The organism is Micromonospora sp. NBRC 110037 (assembly GCF_001652995.1).
GTDB lineage: Bacteria > Actinomycetota > Actinomycetes > Mycobacteriales > Micromonosporaceae > Micromonospora > Micromonospora chalcea.
Genome location: NZ_BBVA01000002.1, coordinates 409,838 through 429,756, shown reverse-complemented (window position 1 = coordinate 429,756; position 19,919 = coordinate 409,838). Strand labels below are relative to the sequence as shown.

18 protein-coding genes are annotated in these 19,919 nt (G+C 73.1%); 11 read left to right on the top strand and 7 right to left on the bottom strand.

Going from position 1 to position 19,919, the window contains the following annotated elements:
* Positions 1-79: 79 nt before the first annotated feature.
* The 3 genes from A4R25_RS01975 (at position 80) to A4R25_RS01965 (ending at position 4,774) form a co-directional block, all read left to right on the top strand.
* Positions 80-1,405, top strand: a complete 1,326-nt coding sequence (locus A4R25_RS01975; RefSeq protein WP_197494838.1) for a glycosyltransferase family 4 protein — start codon at positions 80-82, stop codon at positions 1,403-1,405.
* Between the two features lie 79 nt (positions 1,406-1,484).
* Positions 1,485-3,764: a serine/threonine-protein kinase gene (locus A4R25_RS01970; RefSeq protein WP_064445382.1), complete on the top strand. Its 2,280-nt coding sequence runs from the start codon at positions 1,485-1,487 to the stop codon at positions 3,762-3,764.
* A 200-nt stretch (positions 3,765-3,964) separates the two neighbouring features.
* Positions 3,965-4,774, top strand: coding sequence for a metal-dependent hydrolase (locus tag A4R25_RS01965; RefSeq protein ID WP_064445381.1), 810 nt, complete (start codon positions 3,965-3,967; stop codon positions 4,772-4,774).
* 1 nt (position 4,775) lies between these two features.
* Here the strand turns inward: A4R25_RS01965 and A4R25_RS30995 are convergent, their stop codons facing one another.
* The gene (locus A4R25_RS30995) at positions 4,776-4,916 is read right to left on the bottom strand and encodes a hypothetical protein (protein ID WP_157538970.1); all 141 of its coding nucleotides are present in this window, start codon (positions 4,914-4,916) and stop codon (positions 4,776-4,778) included.
* Positions 4,917-5,215: 299 nt separating this feature from the next.
* Here A4R25_RS30995 and A4R25_RS01960 point away from each other — a divergent pair, with 299 nt between their 5' ends.
* Genes A4R25_RS01960 through A4R25_RS01925 form a run of 8 tightly spaced genes read left to right on the top strand, consistent with a single transcriptional unit; the run spans position 5,216 to position 14,262 of the window.
* On the top strand, positions 5,216-6,262 hold the full coding sequence (locus A4R25_RS01960; RefSeq protein WP_064445380.1) for a LacI family DNA-binding transcriptional regulator: 1,047 nt from the start codon (positions 5,216-5,218) through the stop codon (positions 6,260-6,262).
* Between the two features lie 40 nt (positions 6,263-6,302).
* Positions 6,303-7,898: an FAD-dependent oxidoreductase gene (locus tag A4R25_RS01955; RefSeq protein ID WP_064445379.1), complete on the top strand. Its 1,596-nt coding sequence runs from the start codon at positions 6,303-6,305 to the stop codon at positions 7,896-7,898.
* Positions 7,899-7,920: 22 nt separating this feature from the next.
* Complete coding sequence (locus tag A4R25_RS01950) at positions 7,921-9,204, top strand: ABC transporter substrate-binding protein (RefSeq protein ID WP_043329780.1); 1,284 nt, start codon at positions 7,921-7,923, stop codon at positions 9,202-9,204.
* Positions 9,205-9,215: 11 nt separating this feature from the next.
* The gene (locus tag A4R25_RS01945) at positions 9,216-10,163 is read left to right on the top strand and encodes a carbohydrate ABC transporter permease (RefSeq protein ID WP_043329779.1); all 948 of its coding nucleotides are present in this window, start codon (positions 9,216-9,218) and stop codon (positions 10,161-10,163) included.
* A complete protein-coding gene (locus A4R25_RS01940; RefSeq protein ID WP_013287328.1) occupies positions 10,153-10,995 on the top strand; it encodes a carbohydrate ABC transporter permease in 843 nt (280 codons plus the stop codon). The genes A4R25_RS01945 and A4R25_RS01940 overlap by 11 nt, the downstream gene beginning before the upstream one ends.
* Positions 10,992-11,912 carry an ROK family protein gene (locus tag A4R25_RS01935; protein WP_064445378.1) on the top strand — a complete coding sequence of 307 codons (921 nt, stop codon included), beginning with the start codon at positions 10,992-10,994 and terminating at the stop codon, positions 11,910-11,912. The genes A4R25_RS01940 and A4R25_RS01935 overlap by 4 nt, the downstream gene beginning before the upstream one ends.
* Entirely contained in the window at positions 11,909-12,622 is a 714-nt protein-coding gene (locus A4R25_RS01930) for an N-acetylmannosamine-6-phosphate 2-epimerase (protein WP_064445377.1), read from the top strand. The genes A4R25_RS01935 and A4R25_RS01930 overlap by 4 nt, the downstream gene beginning before the upstream one ends.
* On the top strand, positions 12,619-14,262 hold the full coding sequence (locus A4R25_RS01925; protein WP_064445376.1) for a DUF4127 family protein: 1,644 nt from the start codon (positions 12,619-12,621) through the stop codon (positions 14,260-14,262). The genes A4R25_RS01930 and A4R25_RS01925 overlap by 4 nt, the downstream gene beginning before the upstream one ends.
* A 34-nt stretch (positions 14,263-14,296) precedes the next feature.
* On the opposite strand, the gene A4R25_RS01920 is transcribed toward A4R25_RS01925, so the two are convergent.
* The 6 genes from A4R25_RS01920 to A4R25_RS01895 all read right to left on the bottom strand — a co-directional run bounded on the left by A4R25_RS01920 (position 14,297) and on the right by A4R25_RS01895 (position 19,913).
* Entirely contained in the window at positions 14,297-15,013 is a 717-nt protein-coding gene (locus tag A4R25_RS01920; RefSeq protein ID WP_064445375.1) for a VOC family protein, read from the bottom strand.
* Positions 15,014-15,094: 81 nt separating this feature from the next.
* On the bottom strand, positions 15,095-15,427 hold the full coding sequence (locus tag A4R25_RS01915; protein ID WP_064445374.1) for a TfoX/Sxy family protein: 333 nt from the start codon (positions 15,425-15,427) through the stop codon (positions 15,095-15,097).
* 40 nt (positions 15,428-15,467) lie between these two features.
* Complete coding sequence (locus A4R25_RS01910) at positions 15,468-16,061, bottom strand: NTP transferase domain-containing protein (RefSeq protein ID WP_030500339.1); 594 nt, start codon at positions 16,059-16,061, stop codon at positions 15,468-15,470.
* Positions 16,062-16,201: 140 nt separating this feature from the next.
* A complete protein-coding gene (locus A4R25_RS01905) occupies positions 16,202-17,869 on the bottom strand; it encodes a bifunctional 3'-5' exonuclease/DNA polymerase (RefSeq protein ID WP_231915476.1) in 1,668 nt (555 codons plus the stop codon).
* A gap of 138 nt (positions 17,870-18,007) precedes the next feature.
* Positions 18,008-18,958: a carbohydrate ABC transporter permease gene (locus tag A4R25_RS01900; protein ID WP_064445373.1), complete on the bottom strand. Its 951-nt coding sequence runs from the start codon at positions 18,956-18,958 to the stop codon at positions 18,008-18,010.
* A 13-nt stretch (positions 18,959-18,971) separates the two neighbouring features.
* A complete protein-coding gene (locus tag A4R25_RS01895) occupies positions 18,972-19,913 on the bottom strand; it encodes a carbohydrate ABC transporter permease (protein WP_043329767.1) in 942 nt (313 codons plus the stop codon).
* Positions 19,914-19,919 lie beyond the last annotated feature (6 nt).

Sequence of the window (19,919 nt, the reverse complement as noted above, 5' to 3'; positions counted from 1 at the left end):
CAGGATGGGTGCCGACCCCACCGGACACCGCGGCGACGCCGCCGCCGGGGTGGGGACGCCACAACTCAAAGGGGGCCGCGTGTCAGCTGACGCCGAAGTGATCGACATCCAGCCCGCCCGGCGCCTGCGGGTGCTGCTGCTCTCCTGGGAGTACCCGCCGGTGCTCGTCGGTGGCCTCGGCCGCCACGTCCACGCGCTGTCCGTGGCGCTGGCCGCCGCCGGGCACGAGGTCACAGTCGTCACCCGCCACGCCGAGGGCGCCCCGCTGGAGGAGTACGCCGAGGGCGTGCGCGTCGTCCGCGCCGCCGAGGATCCGGTCCGGTTCCCGCTCGCCACCGGCTCGCTGCTGGCCTGGACCATGGCGTTCAACCACACGCTGACGCGGGCCGCGCTGCGCGCCGCCTCCGCCGGCTCCTACGACGTGATCCACGCCCACGACTGGCTCGTCGCGCACACCGCCGTCACGCTGGCCGAGCACCTGGACGTGCCGCTTGTGACCACCATCCACGCCACCGAGGCCGGGCGGCACCAGGGCTGGCTGCCGGAGGAGATGAACCGCACCATCCACGGCGTCGAGCACTGGCTGAGCAACGCCTCCGGGCGGGTGATCGCCTGCTCCGGGTACATGCGCGAGCAGGTCGCCCGGCTGTTCGGCGTACCGTCCGGGCGCATCGACGTGGTCGCCAACGGCGTCGACGACCGGGCCTGGCGGGCCCGGCCGCAGGCGGTCGCCTCCGCCCGGGCCCGCTTCGCCGCGGACGGGCCGCTGGTCGGGTACGCCGGCCGCCTGGTCTACGAGAAGGGCGTGCAGCACCTGGTGCACGCGGTGCCGCGCCTGGCCGACCGGCATCCCGGCCTGCGCGTGGTGATCGCCGGGGACGGGCCGTACAAGGACGAGCTCGTCGACCAGGCGCGGCGGCTGCGGCTGGGCGACACGGTCCGGTTCGCCGGCTTCATGGACTCCACCCAGCTGCCCGCGGTGCTCGCCGCCACCGACGCCACCGTGATCCCCAGCCTCTACGAGCCGTTCGGCATGATCGCGCTGGAGGCGGCGGCCGCCGGCGCGCCGCTGGCGGTGGCGCGTACCGGCGGGCTGGCCGAGATCGTCGAGCCGGGGGTGACCGGGGTGACGTTCCCGCACGGCGACCCGGACGCGCTGGCCGGCGCCGTGGACCGGCTGCTCGCCGACGAGGTGTTCGCCCGCCGGGTGGCGCGCCGGGCCCGGACCATGGTCACGCAGCGGTACGCCTGGTCCGCGATCGCCGCCCGCACCGCGGGCAGCTACGCCGCCGCGCGCCGCGACCACGACGGGTTCCAGGCCCGCCGGGCCACCGCCCTGCTGGCCCGGGACCGGTCCGCGATCACCATTCCGGAAGGGAATCTGCTCGCCGGTACGGCCAGTTAGGGCATGACGTCTCGCCGTGCGATAGGTACCGTCCGATCCGTTGGCTATTGTGGACCACTGACCAGCGGTGAGGAGTGCGGTGCGGGACGTAGTGATCGCCGGACGGTACCGCCTGCTCGACCTGGTCGGTCGCGGCGGGATGGGCCAGGTCTGGCGGGCGCGCGACGAGGAGCTGCATCGCGAGGTCGCGGTGAAGCAGGTCGTGCCGCCGAACTGGCTCGCCGAGAACGAGCGGGACGAACTGCGCGCCCGTACGCTGCGCGAAGCGCGGACGTCCGCGCGGCTCAACCATCCCAACGTGGTCCGCGTCTACGACGTGGTCCGGGTCGAGGGCGACCCCTGGCTGGTCATGGAGTACGTCCCGTCCCGCTCCCTCCAGGAGATCATCGAGACCGACGGGCCGCTGCCGCCCGGGCGGGCCGCCGAGATCGGGCTGGCGGTGCTCGCCGGGCTGCGCGCCGCGCACGACGCCGGGGTGCTGCACCGGGACGTGAAACCCGCGAACGTGCTGCTCGCCCGGGACGGGCGGGTGCTGCTCACCGACTTCGGGCTGGCCGTGTTCCAGGGCGGCGACGGCGCCATGACCCGCCCCGGCCTGGTCCTCGGCTCCCCCCAGTACGTGGCGCCGGAACGGGCCGCCGAGGGCGTGTCCAGCGTCGAGGCGGACATGTGGTCGCTCGGCGCCACGCTGCACGCCGCCGTGGAGGGCCGCTCGCCGTACGCCCGCAGCACCGCCATGGCCACGCTCGCCGCGCTCGCCACCCGGCCGCCCGACCCGGCGCCGCACGCCGGCCCGCTGACGCCGGTGCTGGCCGGGCTGCTGCGGCGAGACCCGCGCGCCCGGCTCGGCCACCACGAGACCGCCCGCCTGCTCGGCGTGGCCGCGGTGTCGGACGCCGACGCGACGGCGGCCGGCGGGTCCGCGGGCCGGTCCGCCGTACCGTCCGATCGGCCGGCCGCCGGGCGCGAGGGCGACGCTCGGGGACGTCCCCCGGGCGCCGGTGACGAGCCGGCGGCTGCGGCGGCGGGCGTCGTGTACCCGGACCTGATGCCGCCGGCCGCCGCCGCCCGCGCCTGGAGCCGGGCGGCGAAGCGCAGCGAGTGGGCGCCGCCCGCCGAGGGTGACCGGGCGCCACCGCCGGGCGGTCCGTCCGACTCCGCCGACCTGCCGGAGCGCTCCGGCGAGTCCGGCCGGTCCGGCCCTTCCGGCACGGCCGCCCGCTCCGGCCGGCCCGCGCCGCGCGACGGCGCCGAGCGGTCCGGCCCCGTGGGCTCGGCGGACCGACCCGAGCCACCGCCGCGCCCCCGCCCGGAGCCGCCGCAGCGGGACCGGTCCGACGAACTGAAGCGGGCGGAGTCCCCCGCGACCACGCCGGCGGAGCCGCCCCGGGCGGCCCCGGACCGCTCGGGTCCGGTCAGCCTCGGTCCGACGGTCCTCACCAGCTTCGTCGACCCGGGGAGCCCGACCGGCCCCGAGTCCGCGCCCCGCGCCGACGCGCTGAGCCCGGTGCGCATCCCCGGCCCGGACGCGGCGCCGGTCGCCCGCCCGGCCCCGGTCGCCCACAGCGGCCCCGCCGACAGCGGTGCGCTGCGGGCCGGCCCGCCCCCGCCCACCGGCGTTCCGCGCCCCCCGGACCGGCCGCTCGACGCCGAGGACCAGAAGCGGCTGCGACGCTGGGGGCTCGCCGTGGGCGCGGTGCTGCTCGCCGTGGCGACCGGCGTCGGCACCGCGCTGGCGGTCACCGACGGCGCCGACGACCGTCCGGAGGCGCGCCGGTCCGGCGAGGCCGTCGCCCGGCCCTGGGATCATCAGCCCGGCGGCCCGGGCGTGCCCCCTCCCCCGTTCCCCTGCGTCCGGCCGGACGTGACGGGCACGCCGGTCCGCAAGGGCCCACCTCCCGAGGACCCGGCGGTGAACGTGCCGGCCGGCTGGGTCTGGCCCGCCGACACCGGCGGCTTCCACATCGCCCTGCCCGCCGGGTGGCTGCAGCTGCGCTCCGGCGACACGACCTGCTTCCAGGACCCGGCCACCCGGCGCATCCTCGGCGTCGAGCCGTATCCGGGTGGGGATCCGGTGGGCCGGCTGCGCTCGTCCGAGCGGGATCTGACCTCCGCCGGTCGGCTGCCGCAGTACGAGAAGATCCGGCTGGCCGCCGACGGTCCGGGCGCGGAGTGGGAGTGCCGGTGGACCGCGCCGTACGGCGAGCGGATGCGCGCGTTGCGCGTACTGCCCGGTCAGCGGGCCGGGTGGACGCTCGGGCTGACCACGTCCGACGCCGACTGGGCGGACGCGTCGAAGCAGTTCGCGGTCATCCGGGCGAGCCTCGGCACGGTCCGGCCCACCCGTACCGCGGGCTGAGCCGCACCCCGTCCCATCACCGACAGTCGGCGTGGCGCCGGCTGCCCGGCCCGCCATAATTCCGGGTGGCAGCGGTACGCCGTCGCGCGTCCGCGGCACCCCTTCCCCAGTGGACCGTCCGGCTGATGCCCCGCTGTCGCACGGGCTGACTACAGTGGCGTAGTTTCGTGGATCAAGATCTTCGGGAAGGGCGAGCCGAGATGATGGGACCGTCCCACGCGCTCTCGGGCGCGGCGGTGTGGCTGACCGGCTCCTGGGCCATGGCCCAGTTCGCGGACTACCACCAGACACCGCTGGCGCTGGCGGTGGGCACTGCGGTCTGCGCGGGCGGTGCGCTCTTCCCCGACCTCGACCTGTCCGGGAAGGTCACCCGCAACCAGGGCGGCGCCACCGTGGCCCGCACGTTCGGCGTGGTCAGCCTCTTCGTCGCCGAGGTGGTGGAGAAGGTCTCACTCGGCGTCTACTACGCCACCAAGCTCAGCAAGGATCCGCGCCGCAACAACGGGCACCGCACGCTCACCCACACCATCCCGTTCACCGTGCTGGTCGGCTGGGGCACCACCGCGCTCTGCGCCCACTACGGCAAGTGGGCCGTCGTCGGAATCCTCTTCTTCATGATCGGCCTGGCGCTGCGCGGGCTGTTCGACAAGTGGGCCGAGCGCGCGGGCTGGGTGGTGGTCACGCTGGTGTCCGCCGCCGCAGCCTGGTTCACGTTCGCCAACCTGCCCGGCGACCGGGGCTATCCGATGATCGGCCTCGCGGTCGGCGTGGGCTGTTTCGTGCACATCCTCGGCGACATGATCACCCGGGCCGGGGTGCCGATCCTGTGGCCCATCCCGATCAAACGCCGGATGTGGACGATGATCGGCCTGCCCAACAAGATCGCTCTGCGTACCGGCAGCAAGGCCGAGACGGTGGTGCTGCGCACCGCGATGACGATCCTGTCCGTCCTGGCCGCGGTGGGGCTGGTCGCACCCTCGGTGCTGCAGCGCTTCGACATCCAGGTGTAGGTCAGCCCGCCTCGGCGCGTACCGGGCGGGCGGTGGCCGCCCGGGCCCGGATCAGCCGGGCCGTCCAGCCCACGCCGCGACGGCGCCACGACCGTCCGATGAGAACGGTAATGCCCGGGGTGGCGGCGGGCAAAGGCCGCACCCGACATCACCCTGGGTAGGGAAGCAAGCGTCGTCGATCATCCGTGCGGACGATCGACGACACGCTAATGCGCATTAGCGCGGAGGTCCGCCTACTGTCGCGCGCCCGGTCGGCCCTTGTCAAGATTCCCGCCCGAACAACCGCAGGGCAGCGGCGGGCGCGGTTGCTAATCCGCATTACATCAGGGAGTTCATCGAACGGAAATCTTCCGGCCACCCCTTGACAGGACGCCGGGAGAGCAGAGAGGCTCCATCCCGACCCGATCGCTAATACGCATTAGCGGAAGTGGAAGGACCGACGTGACCCCTCCCCCCAGGCGTGTCACCCAGCGTGACATCGCACGCATGGCCGGCGTCAGCCAGGCGACCGTGTCGCTGGTGCTCAACAACCGCACCGACGCCGACGTCCGGATCGCGCCGGAGACACGGGACCGGGTCTTGCAGGTCATCGCCGAGACGGGATACGCCGCCGACCCGGCCGCCCGCCGCCTCGCCTCCGGGTTCAACCGGATCATCGGCGTCTTCACCTACGAGCCGGCCTTCCCCAGCGGCAGCCGGGACTTCTTCCACCCGTTCCTGCTCGGCATCGAGGAGTACGCCGAACGGGTCGGCTGCGACCTGCTGCTGTTCACCAGCGCCCCGGTGGTGGACGGCCGGCGGCGCATCTTCCACCAGGACAACCGGCTGCGGCTGGCCGACGGCTGCATCCTGCTCGGCCGGGAGATCGACGGCGCGGAGCTGCTCCGGCTCAACCGCGACGGGTTCCCCTACGTCGCCGTCGGGCGCCGCGACGACGCCGGCGGCCCGGTGCCCTACGTCGGCGCCGACTACGCCAGCGCGGTCCACCGGCTGGCCGAGCGGGCGGTGGAGCTGGGGCACCGGCGGCTGACGTACGTGGGCATGGGCACCTCGGCCGAGTCCTCGCACGACCGGCGCAGCGGTTTCCACGCCGGCGCGGCCGGCGCGGACAGCGCCCGCCAGATCACCGCGACGGCGGAGACCGCCGACGCCACAGTGGACGACCTGCGGGCCGACGGCAGCACCGTCGCCTTCGTGGAGGACTTCGCCACCGCCGTGGCGCTGGAGACGGCCGCCCGCCGCAAGGGGCTGACGGTGCCCGGTGACCTGTCCGTCGTGACCCTCGGCGACCCGACCGTCCCGGTGCCCACGGACATCACGTTCACCGGGTTCCGCATCCCGCGCGAGGAGATGGGCCGCCAGGCCGTCGAGGTGCTGACCGGCGTCATCGACGGCAGCGCCGGCGGCCTCCAGCAACGGCTCCTGCCCTGCGAACTCGTCGAGGGCGACACCCTCGGCGTCCCTGGATCGGCGGCCGACCGGCGCTGACACGCCCGGCCGCGCAACTGGAAGGAAGCAAGTGGTACTAATGCGTGCGGACGTCCTCGTCGTCGGGGGCGGACTGGGCGGTGTCGCCGCGGCGCTGGCCGCGGCCCGTGCCGGCCGGTCCGTCATCCTGACCGAGGAGTTCGACTGGCTCGGCGGGCAGCTCACCAGCCAGGCGGTCCCGCCGGACGAGCACTCCTGGATCGAGCAGTTCGGCGCCACCGCGAGCTACCGGGAGTTGCGCGACGGCATCCGCGACTACTACCGCCGCCACTACCCGCTGACCGAGCGGTCCCGGGCGTGGACCGACCTGAACCCGGGCGCGGGCTGGGTGAGCCGGCTCTGCCACGAGCCCCGGGTGGCGGTCGCGGTCCTGGAGCAGATGCTCGCGCCGTACCGGGGGTCCGGGCGGCTGACGGTGCTGCAGCCGTACCGGCCGGTCGCGGCCGAGACCGACGGCGACCGGGTCACCGGCGTCACGCTCGCCCACCGGGACCGCGACGAGCGGATCGAGGTGGAGGCACCGTACGTCCTGGACGCCACCGAGACCGGTGAGCTGCTGCCACTGACCGGCACCGAGTACGTGACCGGGTTCGAGTCGCAGGCGCAGACCGGTGAGCCGAGCGCGCCGGCCGAGGCGCAGCCGCTGAACATGCAGGCGGTGTCCGTCTGCTTCGCGCTGGACCACGTCGACGGCGACCACACCATCGACCGGCCCGCCGGGTACGACTTCTGGCGCGACTACAAGCCGGACTTCTGGGGTGACCGGCTGCTGTCCTGGCGGTCACCTCACCCGCGCACGCTGGAGATCGTCGAGCGCAGCTTCACGCCGAACCCGGATGACGACCCGCTGGGCGTCAACGCCGACCAGCGGCTCAACCCGGGCGACGGCAACCTGTGGACGTTCCGGCGCATCGCGGCGCGGCGCAACTTCGTCGACGGCGCGTACGGCAGCGACATCACGCTCGTCAACTGGCCGATGATCGACTACTTCGAGGGCCCGGTCATCGACGTGCCGAACGCGTCCTGGCACCTGTCCCAGGCACGCGAGCTGTCGTACTCCGTCCTGTACTGGCTGCAGACCGAGGCGCCCCGTCCCGACGGCGGCACCGGCTACCCGGGGCTGCGGCTGCGCGGCGACGTGACCGGCAGCCCCGACGGGCTGGCGCAGGCGCCCTACATCCGGGAGTCGCGCCGCATCCGCGCCGAGTACACGGTGGTCGAGCAGGACCTCTCCCTGGCGGTACGCGGCGAGCACGGCGCGGTGAGCTACCCCGACTCGATCGGCGTCGGCATGTACCGCATCGACCTGCACCCGTCGACCGGCGGCGACAACTACATCGACGTCGGCTCCTGCCCGTTCGAGATCCCGCTCGGCGCGCTCATCCCGCAGCGGATGGAGAACCTGCTGCCGGCCGGCAAGAACATCGGTACCACGCACATCACCAACGGCAGCTACCGACTGCACCCGGTCGAGTGGAACGTCGGTGAGGTCGCCGGCCTGCTGGCCGACTTCTGCCTTGCGCGGGGCGAGTCCCCGCGCGCGGTCCGCGGCACCCCCCGCCTGCTGGCCGAATTCACGGACCGCATCTCGGCCGCCGGCGTGGAATGCCGCTGGCCGCAGATCGCGGGCTACTGAACCCCCGGTGAGGAGAAGGAAAGTGAGATACGGAAGATTGTCCGGCCTGGTCGCGGCGACCATGACCGGTGTGCTCGCCCTGACCGCCTGCGGCGGTGGCGGCGACGCCAAGGACGACGGTCCGGCGAGCCTGCGGATGACCGTCTGGTCGGCGAACGAGGCGCACCTCAAGCTGTTCAACGAGATCGCCGACGAGTACCGCAAGAACAACCCGGACGTCGCGGAGATCAAGTTCGATCCGCTGCCGTTCGAGAACTACACCACGACGCTCACCACGCAGATCGCCGGCGGCAACGCGCCGGACCTCGCGTGGATCTTCGAGAACTCGGCTCCGGACTTCGTCGCCTCCGGCGCGCTGAGCCCGCTCGACGACACGCTGAAGAAGGCCGACGGCTACCAGTACGACGACCTGTCCCCCGCCACGCTGAAGCTGTGGCGCAACGACGGGAAGCTCTTCGCGTACCCGTTCTCGACCTCGCCGTTCGGCGTGTTCGTCAACAACGACATGCTCAAGAAGGCCGGGCAGAAGACCCCGGCCGAGCTGATCGCGGCCGGGCAGTGGAACTGGGACACCGCGCTCGCCGCGGCCGGCGCCACCGCCGCGAAGTCGGGCAAGGCCGGGCTCGTGGTCCGCGACTTCGACTACAAGGGCTGGGACAACCTGGCCACGTTCTGGACCGGCTGGGGCGCCCAGGCGTGGAGCGAGGACGGCCGCAGCTGCGGGTTCAACAGCCCGGAGATGGTCGAGGCGATGACCACGCTGCACAAGGCGATCTTCACCGGCAAGGCGCTGCCCGGTCCGGGCACGACCGCCGACTTCTTCGCCGGTGACGCGGCCATGACCGTCACCCAGATCTCCCGCGCCTCGCTGCTGAAGGAGAACGGCTTCGACTGGGACCTGGTCCCGCTGCCGGCCGGTCCGAAGGGCCCGTACGCGGTGGTCGGCCAGGCCGGCATCGGCGTGATGAAGAAGAGCCCGCACGCCGAGCAGGCCGCCGACTTCCTGGCCTTCTTCACCAACCCCACCAACTCGGCGAAGCTGGCCCAGTTCTTCCCGCCGCCGCGGCAGTCCCAGCTGACCGCCGAGACGCTGGCGAAGACGAACCCGAAGCTCAAGCCGGAGCAGCTGCAGAAGGTCGTCATCGACGGCATCACCAACGGCACGGTCAAGCCCAGCCACTCCGGGCAGGCCGAGCTGAGCCAGCAGGTGCGCGCCGCGCTCGACCCGCTGTGGAAGGCGGACGCGGACGTCAAGGGCGTACTCGACGGCGTCTGCTCCAAGATCCAGCCGCTGCTGGCGAAGTAGGGCCGAGGATCATGACCCAGACGGACACCAGGGTGGGCCCGGCTGCTGCCGGGCCCGCCCCGGGCCGGGCCCGGCCGTTCTGGACCACCCGCCGCCGGGACCAGCTCACCGGATACCTGTTCATCACCCCGCAGTTGCTCGGCAGCGTGGTCTTCGTGATCCTGCCGCTGGTCCTCGTGGTCTGGTACAGCCTGCACGAGTGGAACGTGCTGGCCGGCAGCTTCGACTACATCGGCACCGACAACTACGCCGCGCTGGCCGACGACCCCAACCTGGGCCCGGTGCTGCGGTCGACCGGCCTGTTCTCGGTCGGCCTGGTCGTGTTCAACCTCGGCCTGGCGTTGCTGCTGGCCGTCCTGCTCAACCAGAAGCTGCGCGGGACCATCGTGTTCCGCACCCTGTTCTTCTCCCCCGTGGTGGTCTCGCTCGTCGCGTGGACCATCGTCTGGGGCTTCCTGCTGCAGGACAACGGCGGCATCAACGGCCTGCTCGACACGATCGGCGTCGACGGCCCCAACTGGCTGCGCGGCGAGGGCACGGCGATGCTGTCGGTGATCGTCGTGCAGGTGTTCAAGAACGTCGGCCTGAACATGGTGCTGTTCCTGGCCGCCCTGCAGGGCGTGCCGGCCGAGCTGTACGAGGCCGCCGAGGTCGACGGCGCGAGCCGGCTGCGCCAGTTCTGGCGGATCACCGTGCCGCTGATCAGCCCGACGATCATGCTCACGTCGATCATCACGGTGGTCGGCTCGCTGCAGGTGTTCGCGCAGATCGCGGTGCTGACCCAGGGTGGACCCGGCACCTCGACCACGGTGCTCGTCTACTACCTCTACCAGCAGGCCTTCCAGTTCCATCACTTCGGCTACGGCGCCACGCTGTCGATCCTGCTGTTCGTCATCGTGCTCGCGCTGACGGTGCTGCAGTGGCAGATGCGCAAGAGGTGGGTCTTCCATGAATCGTGACCTGTCCCGGCGGACCAAGCTGGTGCTCTACGGGGTGCTGATGGTCCTGGCCGTCCCGTTCGTGTTCCCCACCTGGTGGATGGTCACCTCGTCGCTGAAGCCGGTGGCGGACATCTTCTCCTTCCCGCCGCAGCTGCTGCCGACCGATCCGCGGCTGGACGCGTACCAGCGGGTGTTCGAGCTGCAGCCGTTCGGGCAGCAGTACCTGAACAGCCTCTACATCGCGCTGCTGGTCACCGTCGGCACGCTCGCCGTGGCGTCGCTGGCCGGGTACGCGTTCGCGCGGATCCGGTTCCGGGGACAGAACGTGCTGTTCCTGGTCGTCCTCGCGGGCCTGCTCATCCCGAGCGAGGTGACGATCGTGCCGCTGTTCCAGATGTTCTTCAAGCTCGACCTGATCGACACCCACTGGCCGTTGATCCTGGTGCCGATCTTCGGGGCGCCGAGCGTGCTGGCCACGTTCATCATGCGGCAGTTCTTCATCAGCCTCCCCGGTGAGCTGGAGGAGGCGGCGCGGGTCGACGGGCTGGGACGCTTCGCCACGTTCTGGAAGATCGCGCTGCCGCTGTCCCGGCCCGCGCTCGGCGCGGTGGCCATCTTCACGTTCCTGCACAGCTGGAACCTGTACCTGGAACCGATCGTGTTCCTCTCCTCGCCGGACAAGTTCACCCTGCCGCAGGCGCTCACCCAGTTCGTCGACGCGTACGGCGGTCCGATGTGGGACGTCCAGCTCGCGGCGGCGTCGATGACCGCGCTGCCGGTGCTGGCGGTGTTCGTCATCGCGCAGAAGCAGTTCGTCGAGGGCCTCGCGCACACCGGTCTGAAGGGATGACCGAGCCGGTCGTCGGGATCGACATCGGCGGCACCAAGACCGCCGCCGCCCTCGTCGGTCCCGGTGCGCGGGTGCTCGACCGCCGCGAGGCGCCCACCCCCGCGCGCGGCGGGCCGGCCGCGGTGCTGGACACCGCCGCCGGCCTGGCCGCGGACCTGCTCGCCGCCGCCGGCCCCGGACCGGTCGGGGTGGGCACCGCGGGCACCGTCGACCCGGCGACCGGCGCCATCCGGTACGCCACCGACAGCCTGCCCGGGTGGGCCGGCACCCCGGTGGCCGACGAGCTGGCCGCGCGGCTGGGCCGGCCGGTGCGCGTTACCAACGACGTCGCCGCGGCGGCGCTGGGCGAGTGCTGGGCCGGAGCCGGACGGGGCCGGGGGCACGTGCTGCTGGCCGCCGTCGGCACCGGGCTGGGCGGCGCGATCGTCAACGACGGGCGGGGCGAGGGCGGCGCCCGGGGCGCGGCCGGCCAGCTCGGGCACCTGCCGGCACCGGGCGCGCACCGGCTGCGCTGCGGCTGCAGCCGGTACGGGCACCTGGAGGCGATCGCCTCCGGCACCGGCCTGGCCGCCGCGTATGCGCTCACCGGCGGTGACCCGGTCACCGGCCGGGAGGTGGCGCGGCGCGCGGCGGCCGGTGACGCGACCGCCCGGCAGGTCGTCGACCGGGCCGGCGCCGCGCTCGGCGCGGCCCTGGCCGGGCTGGTCGCCCTGCTCGACCCGGATGCGGTGGTGGTCGCCGGCGGCGCCGCCGCCACGCTGCTTCCCGCCGCCACGGCCGCCTACCGGGCGGAGCTACCCGGCGGCTGGGCGCACGTGCCGCTGCTTCCGGCGGCGCTGGGCGCCGACGCGGTGGTGGTCGGCGCCGCCCGGCTCGCCACCGCACCGATCCACCACGACGGAGGAACAAGCACGTGAGTGTCCTGGACGAACTCGCCGGCGGGCTGGTCGTGTCCTGCCAGCCCCTGCCCGACGACCCGGACGACCCGATGCGCGACCCGTACGTCCAGGCCCGCGTGGCGGCCGCCGTGGTCCGCGGCGGCGCGGTGGCGGTCCGGGTCAACGGCCCCGACGACGTGCGGGCCGTACGCGCCGCCGTCGACGTGCCGGTGATCGGGTTGTACAAGCACGGCACGCAGGGCGTGTTCATCACCCCGACCGCCGGGCACGCCCTCGAAGCGGCGCGGGCCGGGTCGCACGTCGTCGCGGTGGACGCCACCGACCGTCCCCGGCCCGACGGCCGGACCTTCGCCGACACCGTCCGCGCGGTCCACGAACAGAGCGACGCGCTGGTCCTGGCCGACGTCGCCACGGTGGCCGAGGGCGTCGCCGCCGTCGAGGCCGGCGCGGACGCGGTCGCCACCACGCTGTCCGGCTACACGCCGGCCGGCCCACCGATCGACGGGCCCGACCTCGGGCTCGTGGCGCGACTCGCCGCGCTGCTGCCCGTGCCGGTGATCGCCGAAGGGCGCTACCGGACCACGGAGCAGATCAGCCGGGCCTTCGAGGCGGGCGCCCACGCGGTGGTGATGGGCAACGCCGTCACCTCACCGCTGTGGATCACCCGCCGGCTGGTACCGGCCACCCCCCGGGCGGCGAGCGCGCCGGAGAAAAGGGAGCATCAATGAAGAGAAGAACCCTTCTTGCGGCCACCGGCGCGGCCGGCCTGGCCACCGTCGCCCTCGGCGGCCCCGCGTTCGCCCGGCCCGCCGGCCGGCGACCCAGCGTGGCGCTGGTGCCGCTGGACGACCGGCCGGTCAACACGTACTGCGCGGAGATGACCGGTGCGAGCGCCGACGCCGAGGTGCTGCTGCCGCCGCGGAACCTGCTGGGCCGTTTCTTCACCCCCGGTGACGGCGCCGGCATCGCCCGCTGGCTCGACGGCACCGACCGCGTCGACGGGTACGTGATCTCGGTGAGCATGCTGGCGTACGGGGGCCTGATCGCCTCGCGTACCGCCGCTCCGGCCCTGGCCGACGCGTTGCGCAACCTGGAGGCGATCCGGCGGCTGCGCGCACGCCGGTCCGACGCGGTGATCGAGGTGCACGACACGATCCAGCGGCTCGCGATCACCAGCACCGGCACCGACCTGGACAACTACCGTGACCTGCTGGTCCAGTGGGCCAAGCTGTACGACCAGGTGGTCAACCTGGGCCAGGAGGCGCTGCGGGGCCAGCTCGACGCCGTGCGGGCGCGCATCCCGGACGCCGTGGTCGAGGACTACCTGGCCGCCCGGGCACGCAACCACCAGGTCAACCGGCTGATGGTGGAGTGGGTCGCGGACGGGACGATCAGCCACCTGGTGCTCTCCGAGGACGACACCGCGCCGGTCGGCCTGGCCCGCGCCGAGCGGGTCGAGCTGGAGGCGCTGGTGGCGCGGCTCGGCGTCGGCGACCGGGTGGAGATCTTCCCCGGCGCCGACGAGGTCAACGCGCTGCTCGTCGCGCGCGTCGTCGCCGCCGGCGCCACGCCCACCTACCGGGTGGAGTACGCCGGGGTGTCCGGCGAGGGCTGGACCGCCGCGCTGGAGGGCATCCCGTTCGCGGAGAACATCCGCCGGCACGTCACCTCGGTGGGCGGCCGGGTGGTGACCGGCGACGCGGACATCGTCCTCGCGGTGAACACCCCGTCGGCGGCGGCCGGGCAGCGGGCCGCCGACCTGGACGCGTTCGTCGGCCGCATCGGTGAACTGCTGGCCGCCGGCACCCCGGTGATCGTGGTGGACCCGCTGATCGTCAACAAGGGCGACCACGACCTGGTGTCCCGGATGGAGTCCCGGCTGGACCTGCCGGCGCTGCTGTCGTACTCGGGGTGGAACACCGGCGGCAACGCGCTCGGGCTGGCGCTCGCGCACGGCACCGCGCGGTGGGCGTACCTGCGTTCGTCCGGCAGCGGCTTCGGCGTGCCGGAGCTGCGCGGGCCGGCCCAGGCGCACGCCGAGTACCTGCTCTACCGGTTCGTCAAGGACGACCCGTGGAAGAACGTGGTGCAGGCCGAGGCGTACGCGCACGCCCGCGCGCAGGGCTGGGATCCGCTGGCGCTGACCGCCGAGCAGAAGCGCTACTTCGACGGCTGGGTACGCGACCGGCTGGTGCCGCTGACCGAGCGGTACTTCGCCGACCACTTCGCCGGGCACGAGCTGGTGCTCGGGGTACGCGGACGTAAGACCTTCACCGCGACGCTGGACCGGGTCACGGCGGTGCGGGTCGAGCTGCCATGGGACCGGCTGTTCGAGGTCACGCTGGAGCCGAGCCTGCGGCTGCGCTGACCGGTGCGGGTGCGGTCCCCGGGCCGCACCCGCCTCAGCGGGGCGTCAGCAGGCAGAACTCGGTGCCGTCCGGGTCGGCCAGCACCACGTCGCCAGCGGTGTGCCGGCCCGTACCGGCCCGGGTCGCGCCGAGCGCCAGCAGCCGGTCGATCTCCGCGTCCCGGTCACCGGCCGCGACCAGGTCCAGGTGTACGCGGTCCCGCCCGCCGGCGTCCATCAGCGGCGGCCCGCTCCAGGTGACCTTCGCGCCCCCGCGCGGCGACTGGATCGCTGTCTCCTCGCCGTGGTCCCAGACCAGCGGCCAGCCCAGCGCCTCGGTCCAGAACAGGCCGGCCGCCCGGGTGCCGTCGCAGTTGACAGCGCCGACCGGGCCGCAGCCGGCGAGGAAGGTGTTGCCTGCCCCGATGACGCAGAACTCGTTGCCCTCCGGGTCGGCGAGCACCACATGGTCGTCGTCCGGGCCCTGGCCGATGTCGATGTGCCGCCCGCCCAGCGTCAGCGCGCGGTCGACGGTGTCCCGCTGGGCCTGCGGCGACGCGCTGGTCAGGTCGAAGTGGATCCGGTTCTGCACGGTCTTCGGCGCGTCGCTGGGCAGGAACCGGATGCGGACGTCGCTGTGGGCGTCGCCGCCGAGCGCCACGCCTTCGCGCGGGTCGTCGAGGATCTCCCGGCCGAGCACGCCGGACCAGAACCGCGCGAGCCGCCGCGGGTCGCCCGCGTCCATGCTGACCGCGTAGAGGTGAACCGCCATCCGTCGTCTCCGATCCCCCGCTGCCGACTGGCCGCAGCGTAGGACGGGCCGGGCCGGGCGCGCACCCGGATATCCGGCGGGCTACTTCGCCGGCAGCGTACGCGCGAAGCGGACCCCCCGGTCGACCCAGCGGGCCAGGTCGGCGTCGCGCTCGCAGGCGGCGGGCGACACGGTGACCCAGCCGCGCATCACCCAGCCCCGCATGACGGTCGCCTCGGCGCCGGGCTCGGCGAGCGCTCGGTCGGCCTCGGCCGGGTCGACCCGGACCATCAGGCCGCCCGCGCCGCGCACCACCACCGCCATGTTGCCGCGCAGCATCATCGCCAGGCCGCCGAACATGCGCCGCTCGGTGATCCCGGGCTCACCCCCGAGGCGTTCGCGTACGCGGTTCGCCAGGTCCTCGTCGTAGGCCACGGTCCGATCCTGGCACCCGGGTCCGACAGGCGGGCGCGCCTCAGGCGCCGACGCGCTGTTCGGGGATGGACAGGCCGTACAGCGCCATCAGCTCCGGACTGTCGATCCGGCTGCCGTCGGCCACCGAGTCGCAGGCGATGTCGACGATCTGGTCCTTGTGCGCCAGCAGGTACGGCCGGGCGCCGACGTCGGCGCTGGCGAGCGTGGCGATGCCGGACCAGTGCCGGCGGCCGAACAGCATCGGGTAGCCGCGCAGCCCGTCATAGGTGGCGCAGACCAGCACGTCCGGGTACGGCAGCGCGGTCACCCGGCGGACCGCCGCCGCGGTGAGCCCGGGCATGTCCACCGGCACCACGACGACGGCCTCGATGTCGTCGTCGGTGAGCGCGGCGAGCCCGGCCCGGATCGAGGAGCCCACGCCGGTGCCCCACGCGCGGTTGACCACGACCGTGGCGCCGGTCAGGTCGGTGGTCTGACGCACCTGCTCGGCCGCCGCGCCCAGGACGACCACGACCTGTGCGCAGCCCGCCTCGGCCATCGTGTCGATCATCTGGCTGACCAGCGGCTTCTCGCCCTGGTGCAGCAGCGCTTCGGGTCCGCCGATGCGGCGGCCGCCTCCGGCGGCGATGATCATTGCAGCGATCCGGTTCAGCTGTGCCCCCTCGATCAGGGGACGGACCGGGCACAGCCGCCCGGTCCGTCCCGTCGTACGCACACCGGGCCCAACGAGCACGACCGGATGCGGGTAGCGGGGCAAAACGGAAATTTGCGTGACTATGCCGCGTCTGCGTAGCAGTCGACAGTGGACGTGTCGAGCGGGAACCGGACCGGAGTGTCGCCGAACAGCAACCGGGTGGCCCGCGCGCCGGCCGCGGTGACCGCCTCCGCGACCGCCGCCGCCCGCCCGGCCGGGCAGTGCACCACCACCTCGTCGTGCTGGAAGAACACCAGCTCCGCCTCCGTGCCCGCCAGCTCGGTGCGCAGCGTCGCCAGCAGCGTGGAGGCCCACTCGGCGGCGGTGGCCTGGATGACGAAGTTGCGGGTGAAGCGCCCACGCGACCGGGCCGCCCGGGCCGACGGGCTGTGCGGGTCGGCCTCGCCGTCGGGCAGCACCTCCTCACCCTCGGCGAACCCCGCCGACCCCGGCGGGCAGGTACGCCCCAGCCAGGACCGGACCAGCCCACCCGCCTCACCGGTGCGCGCCGCCGCCTCCACGTAGCCGAACGCGGTCGGATAGTTCTTCCGCAGCACCGCCAGCGCCGGCACCGCCGCGCCGCCGGTCTGCCCGTACATCGCCCCGAGCAGGGCCACCTTGGCCTTCGCCCGGTCACCGGCGAACGCGTCCCGGGCCAGCGCGGCATACAGGTCACCGGCCCCACCCGCCGCGGCGAGCCGCTCGTCACCGGAGACCGCCGCGAGCACGCGCGGTTCGAGCTGGCCCGCGTCGGCGACCACGAACGTCCAGCCCGGGTCCGCCACCACTGCCTGCCGGATCACCTTCGGGATCTGCAACGCCCCACCGCCCCGGGTCGCCCACCGGCCGGAGACCACGCCGCCCGGCACGTACTCCGGGTGGAACCGGCCGCCGGCGACCCAGGCGTCGCGCCAGGCCCAGCCGTGCGCCGTCCAGATCCGGTACAGCTCCTTGTACTCCAGGACCAGCGGCGCCGCCGGATGCTCCACCCCGCGCAGCACCCAGGCCCGCGTGTTCGGCAGGTCCACGCCCGCGCGGGCGAACGCCCGCAACAGCTCCGCCGGCGAGTCGGCGTGCACCTGGCGTACGCCGAACGCGTCGGCGATCCGGGCCTGCAACTCGGCCAGCCGACGCGGCGGCCCGCCGACCGGTGACGCCTCACCGAGCAGGTCGGCCAGGATCGCGTCGTGCACGTCGACGCGCCACGGCAGACCGGCCGCGCCCATCTCGGCGGCCACCAGCGCGCCCGCCGACTCGGCGGCCACCAGCAGCCGGAACCGGCCGGGATGGGTGGTCGCGGCGATCCGGGCGAGCTGGTCGGCGTACACCCGGGTCAACGCCGTGACGCCCGGACCGGGCGGGCCCGACGGCGGCTCGAAGAGCGCGGCCTGGGCCTGGCCCGGCGGCTCGGGCGGGCGGGGCGCCGGGTCCGGCGGGACCGGCGCGCCGGTCAGCCGGGCCCAGGCGGCCGGCAGCGCGCGGGGCTCGCCCCAACGGCCGGCGTGCCCGAGCAGCAGCGCCTCGGTCAGCTCGACGTCGTGGCAGCGGTCGAGCCGGACCCCGGCGCGCAGCAGCGCCGGGTAGACGCCCGCCCAGGCGGCCCAGAGCCAGCGGGGGTGCCCGGCGGCCTCGCGGGCGGCCACCGCGGCGGCCAGGTCGGTGACCTCCTCGGCCGGGCCGGCCGGGGTGCCGTCGGCGTGCAGCGGTTGCAGCACGCCGCCGCCCCGCTCGTCCGCCACCACCGCCATCAGCACGGACGCATTCTGCCCCCTCCCCCCGACACGCTCCGCGTGTAAGGAAGGGCCCCCTCTTAACGCCTGCGGTAGAGGAAGGGCCCCTTCTTAACGCTGAGCGTTAAGAAGGGGCCCTTCCTTACGTCCGGAGGGTTACTTGCCGACGCCGGCGGTGAGGCCGGACTGCACCTGGCGCTGGAAGACGATGTACACGATCAGCACCGGCAGCATCGCCATGGTGACACCGGCGAAGAGTCCGCTCCAGTCCGACTTGTAGCCCTGGTTGACCGACAGCTCGATCAGCCCCTGGGCGATCACCTGGTTCTTCGGCTCGCCGGAGACCGACTGCATGAGCAGCGTCGGCAGGTACCACTGGTTCCACTGGCCGAGCACGTTGAAGATGCCGATGCTGATCAGGCCCGGCTTGGCCATCGGCAGCATCACGCTGAAGAACGTACGGGTGTGCGACGCCCCGTCGACCTGGGCCGCCTCGGCGATCGAGTCGGGCAGCGTCCGGAAGAACGAGTGCATGAAGAAGATCGTGAACGACAGCGACCAGGCCACGTAGACCAGGATCAGCATGAGGTGCTTGTTCGGGCCGAGCAGCGGAAGACTCACCCCGGTGTTGTAGACGCCCTTGAACAGCGGCACCGCGGCCAGGTAGATCGGCAGCGTCAGCCCGGACAGGAACATCCAGTAGATCAGCCGGTTGCCGCGGAACTCGTAGCGCGCCAGCGCGTACGCGGCCATCGAGCCGAGCAGCATCGTCAGCGTCACGCTGAACACGAGCACGAGCAGCGTGTTCAGGAAGAAGCTGTCGATCCCGGCGGTCCAGGCCCGGGCGAAGTTGTCCCACTGCAGCGCGTCGGGGATCAGCGACAGCGGTTCGCGGATCACCTCGGAGTCGGTCTTGAGCGCCGACATCACCACCCACAGCAGCGGGTAGACCACCATGATCGCCCAGACCGCGAGGAACAGGTGCGAGAAGCCGTTGAAGATCCGGCCGCCGAAGCCGTTGCCGACGTCCCGCCGGGCCGCGGGCGGGCGGGACGGCGGCGCCGTGTCGGACCGGGCCCGACCGGAGGGGTGCGTCACCGTACTCATCGTCCAGACCTCCTCAGAACTCGATCCGCTCACGGCGGGTGATCCTCAGCTGGAGCGCGGCCAGCAGGATGGTGAAGATGGCCAGCGCGACGGCGATCGCGCAGGCGTAACCGAACTGGCCCTTCTGGAAGGCGTTGAACTGGATCACCGAGGCGAAGATCTCGCTGGCGTGGTTCGGTCCGCCCTGGCTCGGCGTCATGACGAAGACCAGCGCGTACATGTCCAGCGCGATGAAACCCAGATAGACCCAGGCGACCGAGATGCTGTCCCGCAGCAGCGGCAGCGTCACCTTGAAGAACGTGTGGAACCGGCCGGCGCCGTCGAGGATGGCGGCCTCGTAGATGTCCTTCGGGATCGACTGCATCGCGGCGGAGAACAGCACCATGTAGAAGCCGGCGCCGCTCCACACCGCGATGAACAGCAGCCACCAGAGCACCGCCGGCACGCCGAGGAACGGCTCCGGGTCGGCGGTGAAGGCGATCGGGTTGTCCGCGTCGACCAGCCCGATCTTGATGAGCAGGCCGTTGATCAGACCCTGCCCGTCGGTGCGGTAGATCTGCTGCCACATGACGGCGATGACCACCAGCGACAGCACCTGCGGGAAGAAGAAGATGACCTTGTAGATCCCGGAGCCGAAGACTCCGCGGATGCCGGCCCTGTCCTCGCGTCCGCCCACGTTGAGCAGGAACGCGAGGAACAGGGCCAGCGCGATCGTGAACAGCGGCACGGTGACCAGGAAGAACACGTTGTGCCAGAACGCCTTCCGGATCAGCTCGTCGGAGAACAGCCGGACGTAGTTGTCCAGCCCGACGAAGCGCTGGGAATCGGAGTACCCGCCCCAGTCGGTCAGCGAGTATCCCGCCGCCTGGGCGAACGGCCACACCACGTAGAACAGGTACAGCGCGACGGGCAGGGCCAGGAAGCCCGTGACGAAACGCGCGACTCCGTGCCGCATTGGACT